Source organism: Caballeronia insecticola, from assembly GCF_000402035.1.
GTDB lineage: Bacteria > Pseudomonadota > Gammaproteobacteria > Burkholderiales > Burkholderiaceae > Caballeronia > Caballeronia insecticola.
Window position 1 is genome coordinate 1,118,441 of sequence record NC_021287.1, and the last position, 20,664, is coordinate 1,139,104.

Here is a 20,664-nt window from a genome sequence, read left to right on the forward strand (position 1 = left end):
TGCGGATGGCTGGACGGAAGGCGTCGCCGGATACGACTGCCATACGTTCAGCATGCCGATGCGGCATGGTCCGCGAAACCCGCATCACGATGACGACCCGAAGCAGGGAGCGCCGTCGCCACGCGAAGCCAGCCAAAAGGAGGGAGCGCCTCACGCGCGCCGGCGGACGGTCAGCGATCAGTCAGCGATCGCAGGCGCTTGAGCGCGGCACGCGACGCTCCGCGCTTTTGCTTGTCGAGCCAGCGTACGGCTTCGTCGAGCGCGTGTTTGTCGCCGAGCGCGGGCGCGACGCGTCGCACGGCGGCTTCGCTCGCGAGCACGTCGTTGAGCTTGCCGAGCGCGGCCTGCGCGTCGCCGGGATGCGTCATCGTGTGTGCATGTCCGCGCTCCAGCACCGGCGCGAAAAGCTCGAGCAGGCATTGCAGTTTCGTCGCGGCTTCCTCGATGCTGCGCAGCGTCTTCGCGTCCACACGCTTCGATCGGGCGGCGCGAAGTTCGTGCTTGCTGAGCAGATCATCGGCGAGCGAGACGCGCTGGCGCGCGAACTCCATCAGCGTGCGATCCTCGTCACGCGCTTCGAGGCGACGGCGTGCATCGGCGAGCGCGCGGCGCAGCAGCACATCGACATGCGCCTTGCGGATCGTCACGCAACTCGCCGCCGACGCGTCGCGCCGTTCCTGCCGCAGCGTGCGCACGACGGGATCGAGCCACGCGCAGTCCTTGCGCGCACGATCCAGCAAGTCGCACGCGGCGCCGATCTCGTGCGGTTCGCCCGCGATATCGGCGAGCCGCTTGAGACGCTTGCGCACAATACGCGCTTCCTTTTCGTCGAGCAGCGGCTCGAACGCCCACCACAGCGCGCGCAGACGACGCAGGGTCGAGCGCAAGCGATCGAGCAGGCCGGCATCGATGCGTCCGGCCATCATCTCGGTTTGCTCGAACGCTTCGCTGGCGAGCGGCGCTGTCAGCATGACGAAAGCATCGGCGACGGGCTGGTCGCGCAGCGCGAGGAGATCGCGCATGCGCGCCGCGTCTGACGGCGCGTCGAGCGCGCTGCCAAGGCGCTTGCGCGCGGGTGCTGGGTCGAAGTTCAGTGTCATCGTCTCGGTATGCACTTTTGCACCGCGCGACGGGTCGTTCTGTTTATGTTTCTCGTCGCGCGCCGGTCATCCGGCGGGTGCTGGCCGAAACCATAGGCAAGCTGAATGTCACCTGTATGACAGCGGCGCGATTCTTCGATGAAATCGTTCTCGCGCCCGCCACGCCTGTTTTTGCTGCATATCGCGAAAGTTTTACGCGAACTGTTGACACAAAAGATTCACAGTCGGGCGCATCGGCCGATCGTATGCTTGGCACCGCTACGAAAAACGCGTGAGGCACCGTCATGCCGGATATCGCATTTCCTCAGCAGGGCGGTGTGAGCGAACGCACTCGCCGCACCAGTCTCCTCGTTTTCTTTCTCATCCTCATCGGCGGCATCGGCTACGTCGGGCTGCATCTGGCGACCGATCTCGAGTCCGTCAGATTGAGTTCAATGCTCCCTTATGTTCTGCTCGGCGTCGCGCTGTTGATCGCGCTCGGGTTCGAATTCGTCAACGGCTTTCACGACACGGCGAATGCCGTCGCGACCGTGATCTACACGCATTCGCTGACACCCAATGTCGCGGTGGTCTGGTCCGGCGTGTGGAATTTTCTCGGCGTGCTGGTATCGAGCGGCGCGGTCGCGTTCGGCATTCTGCAACTGCTGCCCGTCGAACTGATTCTGCAAGTGGGCAGCAGCGCGGGCTTCGCGATGGTCTTCGCACTGCTCATCGCCGCGATCATCTGGAATCTCGCGACGTGGTACTTCGGCTTGCCGTCGTCGAGTTCGCATACGCTGATCGGCTCGATCATCGGCGTCGGCCTGATGAATCAGCTCATGCGCGGACCCAGCGGCACGAGCGGCGTCGACTGGTCGCAGGCGGCGGGCGTCGGCAAGTCGCTGCTGTTGTCGCCGATCGTCGGCTTCGTGTGCGCCGGGCTGCTGCTGCTTCTGCTGAAGGCACTGGTGCGCGTGCCCGCGCTTTACAAGGAACCGAAGAAGAATCATCCGCCGCCGTTCTGGATTCGCGCGCTGCTGATTCTTACGTGCACGGGCGTGTCGTTCGCGCACGGTTCGAACGACGGGCAAAAGGGCATGGGCCTCATCATGCTGATCCTGATCGGCACGGTGCCGACCGCCTACGCGCTCAACAAGGCGATGAATCCCGCGGAAACGCAGAACTTCGTCGCGGTGGCGCACGAGGCATCCGCGACGTTCGCGAAATACGTGAGCGGCGCGCCGGCTTCCGCCGATCCGCGCGAAGACACGCAGGCCTACGTCCGCACGCGGCAACTGTCGCCCGCGACGATGCCCGCTGTGAAGCAACTCACCGATGTCATCGCGAATCAGGTTGGCTCGTCGGGGTCGCTCGCGGCGGTGCCGTCGAATATCGTCGATAACGTGCGCAACAACATGTATCTCGTGTCCGAGGCGATCCGTCTGATGGAGAAAGCGAACACGCCGGTCTTCGCGCCCGCGGACCGCGCCGTGATCGACAACTACAGAAAGCAGCTCGATCACGCGACCAAATTCATTCCGACCTGGGTCAAGGTCGCCGTGGCGATTGCGCTCGGGCTCGGCACGATGGTCGGCTGGAAGCGCATTGTCGTGACGGTGGGGGAGAAGATCGGCAAGCAGCATTTGACTTACGGGCAGGGCGCGTCGGCCGAGCTGGTCGCGATGCTGACGATCGGCGCCGCCGATGCCTACGGCCTGCCGGTCTCGACGACGCACGTGCTGTCATCGGGCGTCGCCGGGACGATGGCGGCCAACGGCTCGGGGCTCCAGTGGAGCACCGTGCGCAGCCTCGCGCTCGCATGGGTGCTGACGCTGCCCGCGTCGATCGCGCTGGCCGCCGGGCTCTACTGGATCTTCAGAAACGTCTTCTGAGCGGACGATGTTCAGGCGTTCGCCGGACGTCCCGTCTTCACGGTCTCGAGCGCCTTGATTGCATCGACGAGATGCTTGTCCGGCGCGGCATCGAGCAGCGTGAGCGCCGCACGCAGCAATTCGCTCTTCTTCACGCGCACGCCGTTATTCAGGCACTTCTGCTTGAGTGCGGCGATCTTTGCGTAGTCCGATCTGGGCATCGTGAAGCTGTCGCGCACGACTTTTTCTTTCTTCGCGCTTTCCTTCTTTGCGCTTTCTTTCTTCACGCGGCGGGGCTTCGCGTCGGGCTTGGACGGGCTTTTCGCGACGTTCTTCGCAGGCGTGACTTCGGCGGCGGGCGCTTTCGCGGGTGCTTTCTTCGCCGCGCTCTTCGATGCCGCGCTCTTCGATGCCGCGGCCGGTGCCTTCACCTCGGTCTCCGGCGTAGCGATGGTCTTCGTCTGCGTCTTCTTGCTGACCTTGCTCGTGGTTTTCACGGGCGCCTGTTTTTTCTTCGCCGGCGTCTTTGCTTGCGCGGTGCTCATCCGTTCTCTCCTGTCGTGTGGAGAAAACAGTATATACGGTTTATGAACATGCAGGACGCGCGGCGCGTTTCGCCGCCGTGTGGGCGGACGCCTTGTTCATCAAAGAGATAGACGCGCGGTCCGCATGTTATCTACACGCTTGTCCACCGAAACTGTGGATAAGCGGCCGGCGTGTAGTGGACGACGATTGTCGATGCCTAGCGCACAGACTCACGCAGATAATTTGCGCGGGCCGCGTATCCGCTGTTCGCGAAATCGGTGAACACGCCGTCTACGTTGTGCGGATACGCGGCGGCTGAATCGTCGTTGCGGTTAGCCGCTAGATACGTCTTCTCGTTGCGGTGCGTCTCGCCCTGAGTACCAGCAAGACGCGAGCGACCGGCCCGCGTCTTGCCCGCATGCGGCATTACTGCTTCATCGTGCCGGTCGACTGCGATCCCTTCGACGAGTTCGATGTCGAATTCGGCGACATGCCCTGTTCCCGCTGCTGCATCAGCGTGCCGCTGCTCGAGGTCCCCGACGGCACGCCGCCTTGTGACGAGTCCCCGGTACGCGGGGTCGGAACGGCATCGGTGCGGCCCGGTTGCATCTGTTGCTGGCGCTGCATCATCTGGTCGCGCGACATTTCCTGAGCGAGCGCGGTGGTGCTGACAAGCGCGAAAAGTACGCCTGCGATAGCGGTCGTGGTCTTCATCTCCATCTCCTTTGATCCGGCGCAACGTGCGCCGCTTGCATTTCCTTCAGCATTGGGCGTGCCGGGTCGGTGCGACGTTAGGACAGTCCTGATTTATCTCTGTAGGCCCTGTATACGTGCCGAGAACGGATAAGATGCGTCTGCTGATTTTTGTCAACGTTGAATCTGTGGGCAAGCAGTCCGCACGAATCTCATCGGCTGAAAATAAATCTACGGAATTTTGCATGTCGAATACATTTCCCGAACAAATCGAAGGGCGTGAACAATCGCCGATAAGCTTGATACTCAACGTGGTCATGGCGCCGCTCGAAGCGCAACAGCGGGCGCACATCACCGCATTGATTGCCACGATCAGCGCGCGCGAGAACTGGAAGTTGAGTGACTGCGCGGCCGTTTCACGCCGTGTCGAACAGGCTCCAGCCGCTTCTCTCGACGCAATTGGTGAATATTTGCGCGCCCGGTGTGAAGGGCCGACACGTAGCGATCCGTTGAACATTCCTGAACATCTTTTTGACAATCCGATCACGGCTGTTGGTGCGGCCGAATCCGGGACACCGAATGCGCCCACGCCGCAGATTGCCGAACTCTACGGCAGGTTGCGGGCGCTGGAGTCACGCGTGGCAAGCGCACCGGGCGCGACATGGGGCATTCAGGGAATCAGGCTCATGCGCGTGGTCGCGTTGATGTCGAAGGCGCGCTCCGCGAAATTGGCGCGCGTGCGCATCGACGGTACGCAGGCGATTTATCAGCATGTGTAACGTCTGAAGTCGATTGTTTCGCGCCGCGCGAATCGCTTCATTCGAAGCGTGAATCGAAATTAACTCAGTCGGGAAGCGCCAGCATCGGTTCGACGACGATTGCAGGGCAGCACACTTTGCCAAAGGTGGAATTGCCGACTTTTCGATTGACGGCGCGAGATCCATCGTATGTGATGCAGATTAATCGCCGTCTATATTCAGGAAATTCGACAGGCGCTGATCTGCTATGTCGAATGTCACCATGCATTTTGGGAGTCCACGTGAAAAGCCTGCTGAGCAGAAGAGGAAGCTTGCTCGCGACCGCGCCATCGTTTGTCTTGCGGAAAAAGTCGGTGCATGCGATTCCGGATGCGATTCCTTCTGTCGTGCCAGACGTTCATCCGCAGGATGTGACGCCTGAAGAAAAAATCGACGCGCCGTCGCAGGCGACGCCGATAAGGCCGTTACGACCACTTACGGGACTGTCGATGCAGGCGGGTCCGAAGTCGCTGGAAAACGCGCAGATCGCGGAGGTCGAAGGGCTCGTCGAGCAGTCGGCGCTCGTCACGTTTCGCACCTTCCATAGCTTTAGTTATGCCACGAGCCTGCTGTTCCATCCTCGCGAACTCGCTTACTACGTGGTTCTCTATCACGAGAGCGAAGTCTGGCGCGTGCTGAAGGCCAGTGAAATCGATACGGCCGAACCGGCTTTCCGTCACTTCGTCGAGCAGGCGATGCGCCTCGCCGAGGCCGAGATGCGGCGCGCGTTTGTCGAAGCGCAGCATGAACAGATTGCGCGTCAAATTGCGGAATCCGAAGCGGAGATCGAGCGCGCGCGCGTCGATCGGCAAAGAGGAACTGCGCAAAATCAGCAGGTGGCGTTGAAGCAGCAAGAGGTCGGCAAGGCCCTGGCGCAACTGGAGGGGCGCAGTATTGCGTCCCAGGTGCAACTGAACAAGCTTCAACGCCGACTTCATCAACTCAATGCCGACTTCAAACTGAACGCGCCGAATGGCCCTCAGAAGCGCTGAACGCGCGCCATTCGTACGAAGTAATGCTTTTCCGTTCGCGTAGAATGCGTCGTTCGAGCAGTTAATCGATTCTTTCGGCATACTGCGCGCCGGATCTCGATATATAACTGCTGAGCCCGCGTCCTGCGCGGGCGAGCCGTTTCATCTGCTCCACGTGCGCGCGCCCGGGCACGCGATAGTCATACAGATAGGTGCCGCCGTTGACGAAGCGCACCCAGATGCCGTCGGTCAGGATGTCGAACGCTTCGACGCCCGAATTGCCGGCGAGGTTTCGATAGGATTGCATGGGATTCAGAGCGCGAATTCACGCAAACGATTGCGTCTGTCGCGCATGCCTAAAGTTTCGTCGACCGGTTCCGTTATAGGTGTCATGGATAAAGATCAAGTACCGTTTCTCGACTCGGACGATCCCCACTTTCAGCACGCACGCGCGCTGAGTCTTTCGGTGGGCGCGATCCGCCGGGCTCAGGGCAAGTGCAACCCGAACGACTTCGCGGTCGGTTCGCTCGAGTGGCACTTCGCCATCGAAGACTTCGCGGGCGACGTTCTGCGTGCGCTCATGGGCGAAACCGAAGGTGCCGACATTCAACTCAACGAGCGTCCGCGCGACTGAAGGCGTGGGCCTGCCGCCCGGCGCCGTCTCGCCGCAATACTCCGCTTTTCCTATAGCTTGACGCCGCCCGCCTCGGGCGCGTCGACGCCTTCGGGCGGGATCGCGCCCGACGGACTCACGTCGCGCGCACGGTCGTTCGACCAATACGGCTCGCGCCCGTAGTGCTGGTGCACGGTGCTGGCCCAGACATGATCGGCCATCGAGGGCCACGCGTCCTTGTCGAAGCCCGGCGAGTTGCGCACCTGATCCGCCGTCGCGTCGATCCTGAAACAACGGTTGTCCGTATCGAGCGTGAGCGCGGCCCACGGCACGGCGAGCAGCTTGTTGCCGATGCCGAGAAACCCGCCGCTCGACAACACCGCATACGCGATCCGTCCATTGCTCACGTCGAGCATGATCTCCTTGAGCGAGCCGACGTCGTGCCCGTCGCTGCTGATCACCGAATTGCCGTCGAGCGTGCTGGCCGCCATGACATCGGGCCCGGGACCCGCGGCCGTCGCCGCGCCTTTGCCGACGATCTTCGCGCCGCCGGAGGACGATTCCATCGCTTGATCCATGATCTTGCTCCTTGCCGAGGGTTGCGGTTTGAACACGATTCGCCCGTAAATTGCAGCAACAGCCGTACCCATTCACGGCGGTGGCCGTCACGGCGCGCTCACGGCCGTCTGCTAAGCTCGGATTTCGTTCAATTCCCGTTTGTTTATGATCGATTTCGAGGAACTGGCCGCCGTCGCGTACAAAAAGGAGCGCATGCAAAGCCGCCGGCTTTCGAAGGGCGCGCGCCTGTCCGAGCACGAGGCGCTTCTCAGAACGTTGCAGAAGGCGGCGGGCGCGCAGTCTTTGCGCGCTTTCATCGATGCCCGGCGCGCCGCGCAACTCAAGGATGCCGAAGCCCGGCGCTCGCGCGAACTGCGACGCGCCGAACGCGTCAGGGAACGCGCGGCGCAAGCGCCGGACGAGGAGCGCGGCTGGCGCGCCTGGTTCGACGGTTCCGCGTTACCGAATCCCGGGCGGCTCGGCATCGGTGGCGTGCTGGTCGGTCCGCTCGGCGAGACGGTCGAAATCAGCCGCACCGCGGGCCACGGCGACAGCAGCGCGGCGGAATATCTCGCGCTCATCGCCGTGCTGGAAGCGGCGTTACGCGCGAAGGTCCGCGAGATCGTGATTCATGGCGACAGCCGCGTCGTCATCGACGATCTGAGCGCGCCGAACGGCGCAGGAAGCCGCGCGCTCGCGCATCATGCGGCGCACGCCCGCGCACTGATCGCGCGGATCGGCGCGGTCCGGTTGCAGTGGATTCCACGGGCGCGCAACGCCCGCGCGGATGCGCTCTCGCGCGAGGCGCTCGGATCGGTGCGCGCAACGGCCGCGGCGGCGTGAGGGCGGCTTAAGCGTTTCCTAAGCGTTCCATAAGCAGCGCCGCATCAAAGTCACGCCAGTTCGCGGACGTCGGCGGTCGGCGTGTCGCCGAAGGCATCGCTCAGCAAATAATCGATCAGCTTGCGCGCCGACTGTTCGGGCGTCGCGAGCTGGCCGTCGCGCTTCAATGCTTCGAAGCGTTCGCGCAGCGGGAAGCGATCCGTGCCGATGCCACGAATCTCCGCCTGCATGTCCGTATCGACGACGCCCGGCGCGACGCTGCAAATACGCAGCGCCCGGTTGTCGTCGAGCGCGACCGCGCGGGCGTGATGATCGAGCGCGGCTTTGGTCGCGCAGTAAATGCTCCATCCGGGATAAGCATTGCGGGCGGCGCCGCTCGAAATATGGACGATGCGCGTGTCCGCTGCTTGCCCGCTCGCCTGCGTGAGCGCGGCGGCGAGCATCAACGGGGCAGCGACGTTCACGCTGACCGCGCGCGCGACGTCGGCCGCGTTCTGATCGGCGAGGGCGCCGACCGGCGCGAGCACGCCTGCATTGTTGATGAGCAGCACTCGATCCGCGCCCGCCACGAAGCGCTGCAACGCGCCACTCGACAGCCAGTCGGTGAGCGCGGAAAGATCGGCGAGATCGAGTTCGACTTCGTGCAGCGCGCCGGCATGGCGTGCGGCGAGTGCGGTGTTGCGTTTTCGCGAGATCGCGAACACTTCGGCGCCTTGCGCGAGCAGAATTTCGGTAAGCGCGGCGCCGAGCCCGCGAGTGTGGCCGGTGACGATGGCGCGAGTCTTTGATGACATGGACGGAATAGGATTGGCTGAAGGCGTCTCGATTCTAGCGGCAAGCACACGAGCGCGTCGGCTATGCTCAATGGCGCCAATCCGGCAAGTCAAAAAATGTGGCAAACGGTCGTTCGTTGGTTCCAGGACACAGAAGCGGTCGACGGCGTTTTTTCGACTGACAAGCGGCTTCACAAAACTGACAATATTTTGATAACTGAGAACCACCGGAGCCGTCCATGCCGCTACGCCGCAAAGCCTTCCGAACTGCGCCGTCGACGTCCGAAACGGCTCTCGCCGTCGCGCCCCGAGCGATTTCGCGGACCATGCCGGCGGTCATCCTCGCGGCCTTCGCCGGCGTGCCCGTCGCGGCGCTCGCGCAGAGTTCGGTCACCTTATACGGCGAGCTCGACGCCGGCCTTTCCTATGTCAACAACGTCGGCGGGCATTCTCAATATCAGCTGACGACCGGCACCGTCGACGGCAGCTACTGGGGTCTGCAAGGATCGGAAGATCTGGGCGGCGGCGCACGGGCCATCTTCCGGCTCGAACGCGGTCTTTCCGTCGCGACGGGCGAGGGCCTCAACGATCACCCGATGTACGTCGGCATCGGCACGGACAAGCTCGGCACCGTCACCTTCGGCCGCCAGTACGATTCGATCCACGATTATTTCCAGACCTTCACGCTGACCGGCAACAACGGCGGCACGGCTTTCGCGCATCTTCTCGACAACGACAACGCCAACAATTCGTTCCTCGCATCGAATTCGGTCAAGTACACGAGCGCGACCTTCGGCGGCTTCAGTTTCGGCGGCCTCTACGCGTTCTCCAATCAGGCGGGCGCGTTTGCGGACAACCGCGCGTACAGCGTCGGAGCCAATTATTCCGCGGGCTCGCTCAACGCGGGCGCGGCCTATCTGCACAACAACGGTCGCGGCAACACGACGAGCGGCGCCTACGATTCGCTCGCGCTGCCCGGTTCGGCGGCGAATTCGGTGTTCACGGCGAACGTGCAGCAGCAGAACACGTTCGGCGTCGGCATGAGCTATGAGCTTGGCGAGTTCACGCTGGGCGGCGCATTTTCCCGCGCAATCAACTCCGGCGTCACCGATGCCGACACCGGCGACCTGATGCCGTCGCTCGCGCTCAACAATTACGAGATCAACGGCATCTACAAGCTCACGCCGGCTATCGTGCTGGCCGGCATGTATGTGTACACCAACGGCGGCGGCGCGCACTGGCACGAAGGCGCGCTGCAGGTCGACTATCTGCTGTCCAAGCGCACCGATGTCTATCTAGAGTCGATCTATCAGCGTGCCTCATCGGGCGCGCCGGCGGTGATCAACACCAACGACCCGTCGAGCGGGCGCAATCAGTTGATGTTCAGCACGGGCATCCGGCATCGCTTTTGATTCGCTTCCGGCGCTTCTGAAAGCGCGCAGCGCGTGCTAACTTGGCGGTCTCGTCTACGCCGGTTCGCGGGTGTTTTATGTCGCTGCAAACTTTCTCGCTCTTCTTGCCTGCCTGCTTTGCCATCAACATGGCGTTCGGCCCGAACAACGTGCTGTCGCTGTCGAACGGCGCGCGCAATGGCGTGCGTGCGTCGGTGCTGGCGTCGTCGGGGCGGATCGTCGCGTTCGCGATCATGATCGCCATCGCCGGACTGGGGCTCGGCGCGCTCCTGCTGGCATCGCAGACGCTCTTTACCGTGATCAAGTTCGCGGGCGCCGCGTATCTCGTCTGGATCGGCGTGAAGTTGATTCGCTCGGGGCCGTCGCTGGTGGTGAGGGAAGAGGGTGCGGCGCGCGGACCGGTGAGTCTCGCGCGGCTCACGAAGCAGGAGTTCTGGGTCGCCGCGGGCAACCCGAAGGCGATTCTCGTCTTCACCGCGTTCTTCCCGCAGTTCGTCGACCGAAGCGCCTACGCGACGAGTTTCGCGATTCTCGGCGCCACGTTTCTGCTGCTGGAACTGGTCGCGATCGTCATCTATGCGGCGTTGGGTGCACGGCTCGGGTCGCTCTCTCGCGGCGCGCGCGGGTTCGCGTGGTTCAATCGCGTGAGCGGGGCGCTCATGATCGGTTTCGGTGTGATGCTGGCGTTCGTGCGTCGGCCGGCGACCTGATTCAGGTATTTGTTGATGCCGATGCAATTAACGCAAAGAACTATTGACCTGCGTGCGGCATTCAGCCTATAATTCAATTCTTCAGACGCGGGGTGGAGCAGTCTGGCAGCTCGTCGGGCTCATAACCCGAAGGTCGTAGGTTCAAATCCTACCCCCGCAACCAAGTTTTTCAAGCAAAGAGCCCGGTTCCCACCGGGCTCTTTGCTTTTGTGCGCGCGCTTTCTTCGCGCGCCGATTTTGCCGACATCGCTATCTCTCCCGCGCACCCGACCCACCTGGAAAATGCCTCCCAGAAGCACGAAAAGCCTGCATGAGCTTTCACTCATGCAGGCTTTATGCGATCTTGCCAACCCTTAACGAACGGGGCGCATCTGAACGTGCGCGAATCCGCGAGCTTTCACGCTACATACGCGCGAAACCGCGACCCGACCGAACTCAGGCTGCCATAATCAAACGCCTTGATCAACTCGGGCAGGGCCCGGCGTTCGATCAATAAAATTTCTTCGGCAGTTGTGCGCGACGGATCTGCTTGCGCAGGCGAGCAACAGCAGCAGCTTTCTTGCGCTTGCGCTCGGTCGTCGGCTTTTCATAAGCCATGCGCGACTTGAGTTCCTGGATCAGGCCCGTACGTTCGACCGTACGGCGGAAACGACGCATGGCGACGTCGAAAGGCTCGTTCTCTTTCAGCAGTACTTTAGTCATTTAAATCTCTGTTGATCTGGCCCTGCCAGAATTTGGGGCAAAGCGAAATTGTACACTTTTTGAGAGCCACTCTGCACGCTCTTTGAAGGAAAGCGTATCCGCGCGCACCCGGGACTCACATCGTAGGTGGTTGATTCAAGACGACAATCCCGGAATACCCGGGTCAAAAGCCGCGCGAGCGCGCGGGACGAAGCGCCGGCTCGGCCGCGCGTGCGTCCGGCTGATCGATCGTCACGTCGGAGAGCGCCAGCGCCACGCACGGCAGAACGAAGCCTTCCGCTTTCTCCTCGCGAGTCAGGCCCGGCCACTCCATACGGTACGCGATCTCGCCATCGACGAGACGGCACATGCACGCGCGACAGGTGCCGTTACGGCACGATCTGGGCAGCGAAAGTCCCGCCTGCAACGCGGCGTCGAGCAAGCTCACGCCGTCTCGCACCGCGACGAAGTGCCCGCCCGGCTCGATCACCATCGCGAAGGTGCGCGGCGCGTCGTTCACGTCGGCATTCCGATTTCCGCGCGGCCGTTGGTCAGATCGCGCAACTCGGCGGCCGCTGGCTCCCGCGCGGCGACGGGCATCCGCACGACGAGGCGCACCGCCATCTCATATTCGCTGTGCACGAGTTCGGCGCCGTGTTGCTCGATCCAGCGGCGCACGCGTGCCTCGTCGGCGTAGTCGATTGCAATTTCAAGCAGACCGCGCTCGACGCGCTCCACACGCTCGGCGAGTTGCATCGCGCTGGCGATCGCGTCCGTGTAGGCGCGCACGAGCCCGCCCGCGCCCAGCTTGATGCCGCCGTAGTAGCGCACGACCGCCGCCAGCACGCCGTCGACTTCGTGATGCCGCAGCACTTCGAGGATCGGCCGGCCGGCCGTGCCGGAAGGCTCGCCGTCGTCGGACATGCCGGACTGGCCGCCCGCGAGCAGTGCCCAGCAGACGTGCGTCGCGCCCGGATGCTCGGCGCGCAGGCGTTCGAGCTCGTGCATGGCCGCGTCGCGGTCCGCGACGGGAATCGCCAGCGCGATGAAGCGGCTCTTGCGCACGTCGGTTTCGGCGCTGACGGGAGAGGCGAGGGTGTAGGTCGGCAAGGCAGGGAAGCGCGGGAGGCAAATGTCGAATCTTAGCCGCTCTTTTAACCGCGCCGCGAGCCACGCCGCGAAGCCGGGCGCCGCGCGCATCCCGAAACGGTCGTCACGAGGCGCCGAGCGCCCGTTGCATCAGCACGGTATCGACCCATCGGCCGTGCTTGAAGCCGACATCGCGCAGCACGCCGACGTGTTCGAAACCGAACCGCGCATGCAGCGCGATCGATCCCGCGTTGCCGCTGTTGCCGATCACGGCGATCATCTGCCGCCACGGCCCGCGCTCGCATCGTTCGATGAGCGCCGTCAGCAATGCGCTGCCGATGCCGCGTCCGCCCATGCCGGCGGCGACGTACACCGAATCCTCGATCGTATGACGGTAGGCCGAACGCGGCCGATAGGCCGACGCATACGCGTAGCCCGCCACCGCGCCGTCGAGTTCGGCGACGAGATAGGGCAAGCCCGCCGCGGCGATCGTTGCGTGCCGGGCGCGCAGGTCGTCGGCGGAAGGCGGGGTTTCCTCGAACGTGGCGAGCGCGTTCTCGACGTAGTGCGCATAGATGCGCGCGATGGCGTCGAAATCGCCGGACGCGGCGTCGCGCACGAGCGGGGTGGCATTGTGATCCGAGGCCATCTTCTGTGTTCCGGCAGGAAGAAAATCGAAATTCCGAAGCGGCGATTTTCGCACGCGGCAGCGACGGCAAAAAAAGGGCCAGCGGGCCGTGCGGAAGCCCACCAAAGCGACGCGTTTTCAGGTAAAGAAATCGTTGAACCGGGGCGGGCGCGCCCCCTACACTAGGTCGTTTGTCCGAGACTGCACGCGGACGGCGCAAATGTACCCAGTGCATTAATTGCACCGATTGCATCGACTGCACCGTTCACGTCCGGCAGGCAACGAAAACGCACGCGAGCACACCGCCTCGCGCGGCGGACCCATAACACGCAATGAACAAAATCCAACGCGGGGCGCTGGCGGCGCTTCTGATCGTCATCGTGGTGATTGCGGCGCTCGCGCCGGCGGGGATCGGCTTTTTGTTCGCACAGCGCAGCCAGCGCCAGGCGGAAACGACGCGCCTCAACACAGTCGCCGATGCCGCGCTCATCCGCGCCGAGGATGTGACACGGCGGCTCTCGGGCGCACTCGGCGAAATCGGTAAAGTCGCGGCGGCGCCGTGCTCGCAGCCGTATCTGCGGGAATTGCGGCGCATCGCGCTCACGCACAGGCAAGTGCGCGACGCGGGCGCATATGATCGCGACGGCCGCTGGCAATGTTCGTCGCTGTTGGGCGCGGTCTCGGCGGGCACGCTCGACGGGCTCACGCTCCCCGCGCCCGACTGGCGCTCGCGCGACGGCCTCATGGCCTGGTACGGCCTCACCCGTCTGCCGGGCGGCGAGTTGTCGCTCGTCATGGGACGCAACGGCTTCTACGTCGCGGCCGACCCGGCGCTTTACATCGACGGTGCCGATTTCCGCGCCGGTCCCGCAAGCGGCGTCGCCGTCATCAACACCGAAGTCAGCCGCGTGATCGCGACCACGCCCGCCACCGATGCCGCCGCCGTGCTCGCCGTCTATCGCACCGCGCCGCCGGTGCGCGACTGCTCGCCATACGTCGTGCGGCGTTCCGTGTCGATGCCGCTCGCGGTGGTCGTGAGCGCGCCGCATCAGAGCGTGCGGCAGCGCCTGCGCACGTTGCCGTGGGCGTGGCTGCTCGGCGGCGTCGCGGCGGGGTTGCTGTTCGCGGGCTGGGCGGCGTTCTTCATCGTGCGCAGGCTGTCGCCGCGCGGACAACTGAGCGATGCCGTGCGGCGCCATCAGTTCATCGTCGCGTATCAGCCGATCGTCGATCTCGCCACGCGTCGCTGCGTCGGCGCCGAAGCGCTCGTGCGCTGGAAGTATCACGACCGCATCGTGCGGCCCGATCACTTCATTCCGCTCGCGGAGCATCGCGGCCTGATCCAGGCGATCACGGATCAGGTGCTCGATACCGTGCTCCTCGAACTGGGCGATTTTCTCAGGCACTACGGCGAGTACTACGTGTCAGTGAATCTCTCCGCGCCCGATCTCACGACGCATCGCTTCCTCGACGTGCTCGGTCCGGCCATCGCGCGACAGGGCGTGCGACCGCAGCAGATTCGCATCGAGGCCACCGAGCGCAGCTTTCTCGACGCCGAAGCCGCCAAGGAAGTCATCAGCGCGTTCCGGCACGCGGGCCACGCCGTCTATCTCGACGATTTCGGCACCGGTTATTCGAGCCTGTCGCATTTGCAGAACTTTCGCATCGACGGGCTGAAGATCGACAAGTCGTTCGTCGACACGGTCGGACAGGATGCGGCGTCGAGCAGCGTGGCCTCGCATATCATCGATATGGCCGCGACGCTCGATGTGCAGGTGGTTGCCGAGGGCATCGAGCGCGAGGAGCAGGCGGCTTATCTGCATGCGCGCGGCGCGCAGTTCGGGCAAGGCTGGCTGTTCTCGGCGCCGCTGTCGGCTGCCGAATTCATCCGCTACGCGGGCAAGACGCGCGGCGCTTGATCGCGGCCGAATCGGCCTCACTTAGTGTGTTTCCCGACGAGGCTCGACCATGACCGCTTTTGCCGTCTCCGATCAGACCGCCACTTCCTTTCTGCGCGATGTGCGCCATCCGCTGCTCGCGCTTCATCGCAGCGTGCTCGCTCATTTGCGCGCGCGTCACGAAGCCGAATTCGGGCCGGTGTCGCCGGGCGAATTCCTGCAGATCGTGATCAATGGCTCGGCGTATCGCTGGCTGTCGCCATTTTCGACGCTGATCGCCGCCATCGACGACGTCCTCGACGACGACGAAGCCACGCCCGAAATGCGCATCGCGCACGCGAAGGCGGTCGTCGACCTGTTCAGCGCGGGTACGCGCGATCCGGCTTTCGCGGAACGGTTTCTGCCGCTTTTGCAGGACAGCCCGGAAATCGCGGTGGCGAACGGGCAGGTCGCGCAACTCGTGCGCGGGATCGCGCGGGGCTGAGTGGCCTTCGTTGCCGCCGTCTATCGAAAATGCGACCTGAAAAGCGCAAGTTTCGCCCGCCGCGCGCCTGCGGGTTTTCCTGTCTGTCGCGCGCGGGCAGCGTTGCGCGGCGGGCTTGTGCGGCCGATGCCAATCAAGTCCGCTGTGTGCTGCGTCGCAACAAAACGAAGCCTTAGCATTTGAGCGATTGATTTTCGCTTGCGACGATCGCCGCCATTCACCGGAGCGATCGTTCTTCCGAGCGCCCCGGTTCCGTCCGACGATGAAAGACGACATGGAGGCGCTCTTGTTCCTGCACGGCTTCGGTCCGCTCCTTTGGGCGGGCGCCCGCGAGACGCTCGCGCTCGCGGTGCTGTCACTCGCGGTATCGGTGCTGCTCGGTCTTTTGGGCGCATCCGCGAAACTCTCGCGTCACGGCTCGCTGCGCGGCGTGGCGACGCTCTACACGACGCTCATCCGCTCGGTGCCCGATCTCGTCCTGATGCTGCTCCTGTTCTACAGCATCCAGATCGCGGTGAACAATCTGACCGACGCATTCGGCTGGGATCAATTCGACATCGATCCGTTCACCGCCGGCGTGCTCACGCTCGGCTTCATCTATGGCGCGTATTTCACCGAGACGTTTCGCGGCGCGTTTCTCGCCGTGCCGCGCGGGCAACTGGAAGCGGGCACGGCATACGGCATGAGCGGCATGCGTGTTTTCGGCCGCATTCTCTTTCCGCAGATGATGCGTTTTGCGCTGCCCGGCATCGGCAACAACTGGCAGGTGCTCGTGAAAGCGACGGCGCTCGTGTCGATCATCGGTCTCGCCGATGTCGTGAAGGCCGCGCAGGACGCGGGCAAGAGCACGTTCAACATGTTCTTCTTCATCCTGGTCGCGGCGCTCATTTATCTCGCGATTACGAGCGTGTCGAATCTTGTGCTGATGATGCTCGAGCGCCGCTATTCGATCGGCGTGCGGCATGCCGAACTCTGACCGAACTCTGACTTCCGCTAGCGAGCCACAGCCATGATCCAGATCTTCGCCGAATACTGGCGCCCGTTTCTTTACTCCGACGGTATGCGCGCGTCGGGCCTCGTCGTCACGTTGTGGCTGCTTGCCGCATCCATCGCGCTCGGCTTCTGCGCGGCGGTGCCGCTCGCGTGCGCGCGGGTGTCGAGAAATCGCTGGCTCTCGACGCCGGTGCGCATCTACACCTACGTGTTTCGCGGCACGCCGCTCTACGTGCAATTGCTGCTGCTCTACACGGGCATGTACAGCCTGGAATTCGTGCGCACGCAGTCGCTGCTGGAAGCGTTCTTTCGCAGCGGCTTCAACTGCGCGATCCTCGCGTTCGCGCTGAACACGTGCGCCTACACGACGGAAATCTTCGCCGGCGCGATCCGCGCCATTCCGCACGGCGAAGTGGAAGCCGCGCGCGCCTACGGCATGAGCGGCTTCACGATGTATCGCCGCGTGATCCTGCCGTCCGCGCTGCGCCGTGCCTTGCCTTTGTACAGCAACGAAGTGATCCTGATGCTGCACGCGACGACCGTCGCCTTCACCGCGACCGTGCCGGACATCCTGAAGGTCGCGCGCGACGCCAACTCGGCGACCTATCAGTCGTTCGAATCGTTCGGCATTGCCGCGCTTCTGTATGTGGCGATCTCGTTTGCGCTCGTCGCCGCGTTCCGGCGCGCGGAGCAGCACTGGCTCGCGTATCTGCGGCCTGCGGGCGCGGTGCGCCCGGCACGGCGCGCGTGAGCGGTAGAATTCGAACCCATGCAGCAGACGCTGAAGCACACCCTGTCATCACCCGAGGAGAATGCGTTGGAGCCCACCGCCAAGGACGTCGCGACCAAGCTTGTCGCCAAGGACATTCATAAACGCTACGGCGACAACGAAGTGTTGAAGGGCGTCTCGCTCGCCGCGAATGCCGGCGACGTGATCAGCATCATCGGCGCGAGCGGCTCGGGCAAGAGCACCTTTCTGCGCTGCATCAACTTTCTGGAGAAGCCCAACGCAGGGCAGATCATCGTCGATGGCGAAACGGTGCGCACCAAGCCCGATCGCGCCGGCAATCTCGATGTCGCCGATCACAAGCAGTTGCAGCGCGTGCGCACCAAGCTCGCCATGGTGTTCCAGCATTTCAACCTGTGGTCGCACATGACGGCCATCGAAAACGTGATGGAAGCGCCCATCCACGTGCTCGGCCTCTCGAAGAAGGAAGCGGAGGATCGCGCGCGCACGTATCTGGAGAAAGTGGGGCTGCCGCCGCGCGTCGAGAAGCAGTATCCGTCGCATTTGTCGGGCGGCATGCAGCAGCGTGTCGCCATTGCGCGCGCGCTCGCGATGCATCCCGACGTCATGCTCTTCGACGAACCCACGTCCGCGCTCGATCCGGAACTCGTCGGCGAAGTGCTGAAGGTGATGCAAAAGCTCGCCGAGGAAGGCCGCACGATGATCGTCGTCACGCACGAAATGGGCTTTGCGCGCAACGTGTCGAATCACGTGATGTTCCTGCATCAGGGACGCACGGAAGAAGAGGGCGCGCCCGCAGACGTGCTCACCGCGCCGAAGAGCGAACGCCTGCAGCAGTTCCTCTCCGGCAGCCTCAAGTAAGGTGGGAGTGCCGAGCGCGCCGAGTGGGCCGACGCAGGTCGTCATCGTGGCGTTGCCGCCGGTTTCGATGAGCGGCATCGCGCCTGTCATCGACAGTCTGTTGCTGGCCAACGAAATCGACGGACACCGGCTCTACGAGTGGCGCGTGTGTTCGTGGGACGGCCGCCCCGTGCCGCTGTCCGGCGGTGCGCAATTGCCCGCCGACGGCGCCTTCAACGACGCCGTGCAATGCGACTGGCTTATCGTCGTCTCCGAGCGCTATCAGCAATTCGCGGACTATCGTCTGTTTCTCGCGAGCCTCGCGCGCGTGGCGCCGCGCACGCCGCTCGTCTGCGGCATTCATCACGGCGTGTGGTGGCTCGCGATGGCCGGGCAGCTTGCGAATTATCGCGTCGCGGTGAACTGGGAGACGTATCAGCAGTTCACTGAGCAGTTCGAGCGTGCGATTGTCAGCCAGCACATTTTCGAGATCGACCGCGATCGCGCGACCTGCACCGGCGGCCAGGCGAGCGTCGACTTCATGCTCGCGATGATCGCGCGCGATCACGGCCCGGATCTCGCGGAACGCATCGCGGATTCGCTCGGCATCGGCGTGATGCGCGCGGGCACGGAGCGGCAGCGCATTCCGTTCGTCACCGCGCCGGGCGAGCGTCATCCGCGCCTGAACGACGCGCTGCAACTGATGGAAGCGAATATCGAAGACCCGCTCGCCACCGATGAGATCGCGAATCTCGTCGGCATTTCGCGCCGGCAACTGGAGCGTCTGTTCCGGCAATATCTCGGTGCGATGCCGTCGAAGTACTACCTCAATCTACGGCTCACCAAGGCGCGCACGCAATTGCAGCGCACGAGCAAATCTGTGGTGCAGATCAGCCTCGCGTGCGGATTTTCGTCGGCGGCGCATTTTTCGAACGCGTATCGCGACCGCTTCGGCGTGACGCCGCGCGAGGAACGCCGCAACTGGATCGAGAAGCAACGCGGCGGCGCCATCGACGAACCGCGCGGCGGCGCGCTGATCGAACCGCCCGATGCCGCGTGAACGGCTGCACGAAGGCTGCACGAAGGCTGCGAAAAAGCCCATCGAAGCATGTCGCGAACGCGCAAGACGGAACGCGCGCGATTGCCTAATATCGAACAAATTGCACGAACCTGTGCGAACCTGACGAGGAGTGGCTCATGACCGACATCAATGTGAATCGCGGGACGTTTGACGAAGTAATGGTTCCGGTGTTCGCGCCGGCCAGTTTCGTGCCCGAGCGGGGCCGCGGCTCGCGCGTCTGGGACACCGAAGGCCGCGATTATGTCGATTTCGCCGGCGGCATCGCGGTGACGGCGCTGGGCCACGGTCATCCCGAACTGCTGAAGGTGCTGCACGAACAGGGCGAGAAGCTCTGGCATATCGGCAACGGCTACACCAATGCGCCAGTGTTGCGCCTCGCGAAACGACTGACCGATCTCACGTTCGCCGATCGCGCGTTCTTCGCGAACTCGGGCGCGGAAGCGAACGAAGCGGCGCTCAAGCTCGCGCGCCGCTATGCGATCGACAATCACGGTCCGGACAAGATCGAAATCATCTCGTTCACCCAGTCGTTTCACGGGCGCACGTTCTTTACCGTGAGCGTCGGCGGCCAGCCGAAGTATGCGGAAGGCTTCGGTCCGCAGCCGCAGGGCATTCGCCATTTGCCATATAACGATCTGCCGAAGGCGCTGGAGGCGATCGGCCCGAAGACCTGCGCGGTGATCGTCGAGCCGGTGCAGGGCGAGGGCGGCGTGCTGCCCGCCGATCCCGCGTTCCTCAAAGGCCTGCGCGAAGCGTGCGACCAGCACGACGCGCTGCTCATCTTCGACGAAGTGCAGACCGGCGTCGGCCGCACGGGCACGTTCTACGCGTACATGCAGTACGGCGTGACGCCTGACATCCTCACGAGCGCAAAGGCGCTCGGTAACGGCTTCCCGATCGGCGCGATGCTCACCACCGACGAGATCGCCGCGCACTTCAAGGTCGGCGTGCACGGCACGACTTACGGCGGCAATCCGCTGGGCGCATCGATTGCGGAGAAGGTCGTCGAACTGATCAGCGATCCTAAGCTGCTCGAAGGCGTGAACGAGCGCAGCGAGGCGATCAAGGCGCATCTCGCGCGCATCAACGAGCGCTTCGGTCTCTTCAGCGAGATTCGCGGCCGCGGCTTGCTGATCGGCGCTGAACTGAACGACGCCTACAAGGATCGCGCGAAGGACGTGCTGAACGCGGCAGCGGCCAACGGCGTGATCATGCTGATCGCCGGACCGAACGTGCTGCGTTTCGCGCCGTCGCTCGTGATGCCGATGGCCGATCTCGATGAAGGCTTCGCGCGCATCGAGAAGGCGATCGAGCAGGTCGTCGGCGCGGCTGCCGTTACCCGCTGAAGCGCGCCGATTAATCCATCACAGGACCCGA

25 protein-coding genes and 1 tRNA gene are annotated in these 20,664 nt (G+C 63.7%); 16 read left to right on the forward strand and 10 right to left on the reverse strand.

Features of this window, described 5'->3' with window-relative positions:
* Positions 1-170: 170 nt before the first annotated feature.
* Positions 171-1,100, reverse strand: a complete 930-nt coding sequence (locus tag BRPE64_RS05095) for a CHAD domain-containing protein (protein ID WP_232519195.1) — start codon at positions 1,098-1,100, stop codon at positions 171-173.
* Between the two features lie 17 nt (positions 1,101-1,117).
* On the opposite strand from BRPE64_RS05095, the gene BRPE64_RS32760 reads away from it, so the two are divergent.
* Both BRPE64_RS32760 and BRPE64_RS05100 read left to right on the forward strand, forming a co-directional pair.
* Complete coding sequence (locus tag BRPE64_RS32760) at positions 1,118-1,375, forward strand: hypothetical protein (protein ID WP_144063323.1); 258 nt, start codon at positions 1,118-1,120, stop codon at positions 1,373-1,375.
* Positions 1,376-1,384: 9 nt separating this feature from the next.
* On the forward strand, positions 1,385-2,971 hold the full coding sequence (locus tag BRPE64_RS05100) for an inorganic phosphate transporter (protein WP_016344972.1): 1,587 nt from the start codon (positions 1,385-1,387) through the stop codon (positions 2,969-2,971).
* A gap of 11 nt (positions 2,972-2,982) precedes the next feature.
* Here BRPE64_RS05100 and BRPE64_RS05105 read toward each other — a convergent pair whose 3' ends face one another.
* On the reverse strand, positions 2,983-3,495 hold the full coding sequence (locus BRPE64_RS05105; RefSeq protein WP_016344973.1) for a hypothetical protein: 513 nt from the start codon (positions 3,493-3,495) through the stop codon (positions 2,983-2,985).
* Between the two features lie 406 nt (positions 3,496-3,901).
* A complete protein-coding gene (locus BRPE64_RS05115) occupies positions 3,902-4,189 on the reverse strand; it encodes a hypothetical protein (protein ID WP_144063324.1) in 288 nt (95 codons plus the stop codon).
* 134 nt (positions 4,190-4,323) lie between these two features.
* Between BRPE64_RS05115 and BRPE64_RS05120 the strand changes: the two genes are divergently transcribed.
* Positions 4,324-4,947: a hypothetical protein gene (locus tag BRPE64_RS05120; RefSeq protein ID WP_144063325.1), complete on the forward strand. Its 624-nt coding sequence runs from the start codon at positions 4,324-4,326 to the stop codon at positions 4,945-4,947.
* A gap of 260 nt (positions 4,948-5,207) precedes the next feature.
* Positions 5,208-5,957 (forward strand): DUF2968 domain-containing protein, encoded by a 750-nt coding sequence (locus BRPE64_RS05125; RefSeq protein ID WP_069915696.1) that lies wholly within the window; start codon positions 5,208-5,210, stop codon positions 5,955-5,957.
* A gap of 61 nt (positions 5,958-6,018) precedes the next feature.
* Here BRPE64_RS05125 and BRPE64_RS05130 read toward each other — a convergent pair whose 3' ends face one another.
* Positions 6,019-6,243, reverse strand: a complete 225-nt coding sequence (locus BRPE64_RS05130) for a hypothetical protein (protein ID WP_016344978.1) — start codon at positions 6,241-6,243, stop codon at positions 6,019-6,021.
* Between the two features lie 84 nt (positions 6,244-6,327).
* On the opposite strand from BRPE64_RS05130, the gene BRPE64_RS05135 reads away from it, so the two are divergent.
* Positions 6,328-6,570, forward strand: coding sequence for a hypothetical protein (locus tag BRPE64_RS05135; protein ID WP_016344979.1), 243 nt, complete (start codon positions 6,328-6,330; stop codon positions 6,568-6,570).
* Between the two features lie 50 nt (positions 6,571-6,620).
* Here BRPE64_RS05135 and BRPE64_RS05140 read toward each other — a convergent pair whose 3' ends face one another.
* Entirely contained in the window at positions 6,621-7,127 is a 507-nt protein-coding gene (locus BRPE64_RS05140) for a PRC-barrel domain-containing protein (RefSeq protein WP_016344980.1), read from the reverse strand.
* Between the two features lie 145 nt (positions 7,128-7,272).
* Between BRPE64_RS05140 and BRPE64_RS05145 the strand changes: the two genes are divergently transcribed.
* A complete protein-coding gene (locus tag BRPE64_RS05145; protein ID WP_016344981.1) occupies positions 7,273-7,950 on the forward strand; it encodes a ribonuclease HI family protein in 678 nt (225 codons plus the stop codon).
* 50 nt (positions 7,951-8,000) lie between these two features.
* Here BRPE64_RS05145 and BRPE64_RS05150 read toward each other — a convergent pair whose 3' ends face one another.
* Positions 8,001-8,744, reverse strand: a complete 744-nt coding sequence (locus BRPE64_RS05150) for an SDR family oxidoreductase (protein ID WP_044041266.1) — start codon at positions 8,742-8,744, stop codon at positions 8,001-8,003.
* Positions 8,745-9,049: 305 nt separating this feature from the next.
* On the opposite strand from BRPE64_RS05150, the gene BRPE64_RS05155 reads away from it, so the two are divergent.
* The 3 genes from BRPE64_RS05155 to BRPE64_RS05165 all read left to right on the forward strand — a co-directional run bounded on the left by BRPE64_RS05155 (position 9,050) and on the right by BRPE64_RS05165 (position 11,008).
* Positions 9,050-10,135, forward strand: a complete 1,086-nt coding sequence (locus tag BRPE64_RS05155) for a porin (RefSeq protein WP_016344983.1) — start codon at positions 9,050-9,052, stop codon at positions 10,133-10,135.
* 77 nt (positions 10,136-10,212) lie between these two features.
* A complete protein-coding gene (locus BRPE64_RS05160) occupies positions 10,213-10,845 on the forward strand; it encodes a LysE family translocator (RefSeq protein WP_016344984.1) in 633 nt (210 codons plus the stop codon).
* 86 nt (positions 10,846-10,931) lie between these two features.
* Positions 10,932-11,008: transfer RNA gene (locus BRPE64_RS05165), tRNA-Met, on the forward strand.
* 326 nt (positions 11,009-11,334) lie between these two features.
* On the opposite strand, the gene rpsU is transcribed toward BRPE64_RS05165, so the two are convergent.
* From rpsU to BRPE64_RS05185, 4 genes are all read right to left on the reverse strand, one after another.
* Positions 11,335-11,547 carry a 30S ribosomal protein S21 gene (gene rpsU, locus BRPE64_RS05170; RefSeq protein WP_006999077.1) on the reverse strand — a complete coding sequence of 71 codons (213 nt, stop codon included), beginning with the start codon at positions 11,545-11,547 and terminating at the stop codon, positions 11,335-11,337.
* A 163-nt stretch (positions 11,548-11,710) separates the two neighbouring features.
* Positions 11,711-12,046 (reverse strand): 2Fe-2S iron-sulfur cluster-binding protein, encoded by a 336-nt coding sequence (locus tag BRPE64_RS05175; RefSeq protein WP_016344985.1) that lies wholly within the window; start codon positions 12,044-12,046, stop codon positions 11,711-11,713.
* Positions 12,043-12,636, reverse strand: a complete 594-nt coding sequence (locus BRPE64_RS05180) for an IMPACT family protein (RefSeq protein WP_044041267.1) — start codon at positions 12,634-12,636, stop codon at positions 12,043-12,045. The genes BRPE64_RS05175 and BRPE64_RS05180 overlap by 4 nt, the downstream gene beginning before the upstream one ends.
* 103 nt (positions 12,637-12,739) lie before the next feature.
* Positions 12,740-13,264 carry a GNAT family N-acetyltransferase gene (locus BRPE64_RS05185; RefSeq protein ID WP_016344987.1) on the reverse strand — a complete coding sequence of 175 codons (525 nt, stop codon included), beginning with the start codon at positions 13,262-13,264 and terminating at the stop codon, positions 12,740-12,742.
* A gap of 311 nt (positions 13,265-13,575) precedes the next feature.
* On the opposite strand from BRPE64_RS05185, the gene BRPE64_RS05190 reads away from it, so the two are divergent.
* From BRPE64_RS05190 to BRPE64_RS05220, 7 genes are all read left to right on the forward strand, one after another.
* On the forward strand, positions 13,576-15,162 hold the full coding sequence (locus tag BRPE64_RS05190) for an EAL domain-containing protein (RefSeq protein ID WP_016344989.1): 1,587 nt from the start codon (positions 13,576-13,578) through the stop codon (positions 15,160-15,162).
* 49 nt (positions 15,163-15,211) lie between these two features.
* Positions 15,212-15,625 carry a hypothetical protein gene (locus tag BRPE64_RS05195; RefSeq protein ID WP_016344990.1) on the forward strand — a complete coding sequence of 138 codons (414 nt, stop codon included), beginning with the start codon at positions 15,212-15,214 and terminating at the stop codon, positions 15,623-15,625.
* Between the two features lie 286 nt (positions 15,626-15,911).
* Positions 15,912-16,601 (forward strand): ABC transporter permease, encoded by a 690-nt coding sequence (locus tag BRPE64_RS05200; protein WP_044041974.1) that lies wholly within the window; start codon positions 15,912-15,914, stop codon positions 16,599-16,601.
* Positions 16,602-16,634: 33 nt separating this feature from the next.
* A complete protein-coding gene (locus BRPE64_RS05205) occupies positions 16,635-17,369 on the forward strand; it encodes an ABC transporter permease (RefSeq protein ID WP_016344992.1) in 735 nt (244 codons plus the stop codon).
* Between the two features lie 66 nt (positions 17,370-17,435).
* On the forward strand, positions 17,436-18,227 hold the full coding sequence (locus tag BRPE64_RS05210; RefSeq protein ID WP_044041975.1) for an ABC transporter ATP-binding protein: 792 nt from the start codon (positions 17,436-17,438) through the stop codon (positions 18,225-18,227).
* Positions 18,228-18,294: 67 nt separating this feature from the next.
* On the forward strand, positions 18,295-19,266 hold the full coding sequence (locus tag BRPE64_RS05215; RefSeq protein WP_408608248.1) for a GlxA family transcriptional regulator: 972 nt from the start codon (positions 18,295-18,297) through the stop codon (positions 19,264-19,266).
* A gap of 137 nt (positions 19,267-19,403) precedes the next feature.
* The gene (locus BRPE64_RS05220) at positions 19,404-20,633 is read left to right on the forward strand and encodes an aspartate aminotransferase family protein (RefSeq protein WP_016344995.1); all 1,230 of its coding nucleotides are present in this window, start codon (positions 19,404-19,406) and stop codon (positions 20,631-20,633) included.
* Positions 20,634-20,664: the final 31 nt, after the last annotated feature.

Excerpts from the sequence above, each read along its gene's own strand:
- BRPE64_RS05095 (WP_232519195.1), bottom strand. The coding sequence starts at position 1,100 with ATGACACTGAACTTCGACCCAGCACCCGCGCGCAAGCGCCTTGGCAGC.
- BRPE64_RS05100 (WP_016344972.1), top strand. The coding sequence starts at position 1,385 with ATGCCGGATATCGCATTTCCTCAGCAGGGCGGTGTGAGCGAACGCACT.
- BRPE64_RS05105 (WP_016344973.1), bottom strand. The coding sequence starts at position 3,495 with ATGAGCACCGCGCAAGCAAAGACGCCGGCGAAGAAAAAACAGGCGCCC.
- BRPE64_RS05115 (WP_144063324.1), bottom strand. The coding sequence starts at position 4,189 with ATGAAGACCACGACCGCTATCGCAGGCGTACTTTTCGCGCTTGTCAGC.
- BRPE64_RS05120 (WP_144063325.1), top strand. The coding sequence starts at position 4,324 with ATGCGTCTGCTGATTTTTGTCAACGTTGAATCTGTGGGCAAGCAGTCC.
- BRPE64_RS05130 (WP_016344978.1), bottom strand. The coding sequence starts at position 6,243 with ATGCAATCCTATCGAAACCTCGCCGGCAATTCGGGCGTCGAAGCGTTC.
- BRPE64_RS05135 (WP_016344979.1), top strand. The coding sequence starts at position 6,328 with ATGGATAAAGATCAAGTACCGTTTCTCGACTCGGACGATCCCCACTTT.
- BRPE64_RS05140 (WP_016344980.1), bottom strand. The coding sequence starts at position 7,127 with ATGGATCAAGCGATGGAATCGTCCTCCGGCGGCGCGAAGATCGTCGGC.
- BRPE64_RS05145 (WP_016344981.1), top strand. The coding sequence starts at position 7,273 with ATGATCGATTTCGAGGAACTGGCCGCCGTCGCGTACAAAAAGGAGCGC.
- BRPE64_RS05150 (WP_044041266.1), bottom strand. The coding sequence starts at position 8,744 with ATGTCATCAAAGACTCGCGCCATCGTCACCGGCCACACTCGCGGGCTC.
- BRPE64_RS05155 (WP_016344983.1), top strand. The coding sequence starts at position 9,050 with ATGCCGGCGGTCATCCTCGCGGCCTTCGCCGGCGTGCCCGTCGCGGCG.
- BRPE64_RS05160 (WP_016344984.1), top strand. The coding sequence starts at position 10,213 with ATGTCGCTGCAAACTTTCTCGCTCTTCTTGCCTGCCTGCTTTGCCATC.
- rpsU (WP_006999077.1), bottom strand. The coding sequence starts at position 11,547 with ATGACTAAAGTACTGCTGAAAGAGAACGAGCCTTTCGACGTCGCCATG.
- BRPE64_RS05185 (WP_016344987.1), bottom strand. The coding sequence starts at position 13,264 with ATGGCCTCGGATCACAATGCCACCCCGCTCGTGCGCGACGCCGCGTCC.
- BRPE64_RS05190 (WP_016344989.1), top strand. The coding sequence starts at position 13,576 with ATGAACAAAATCCAACGCGGGGCGCTGGCGGCGCTTCTGATCGTCATC.
- BRPE64_RS05195 (WP_016344990.1), top strand. The coding sequence starts at position 15,212 with ATGACCGCTTTTGCCGTCTCCGATCAGACCGCCACTTCCTTTCTGCGC.
- BRPE64_RS05205 (WP_016344992.1), top strand. The coding sequence starts at position 16,635 with ATGATCCAGATCTTCGCCGAATACTGGCGCCCGTTTCTTTACTCCGAC.
- BRPE64_RS05215 (WP_408608248.1), top strand. The coding sequence starts at position 18,295 with ATGAGCGGCATCGCGCCTGTCATCGACAGTCTGTTGCTGGCCAACGAA.
- BRPE64_RS05220 (WP_016344995.1), top strand. The coding sequence starts at position 19,404 with ATGACCGACATCAATGTGAATCGCGGGACGTTTGACGAAGTAATGGTT.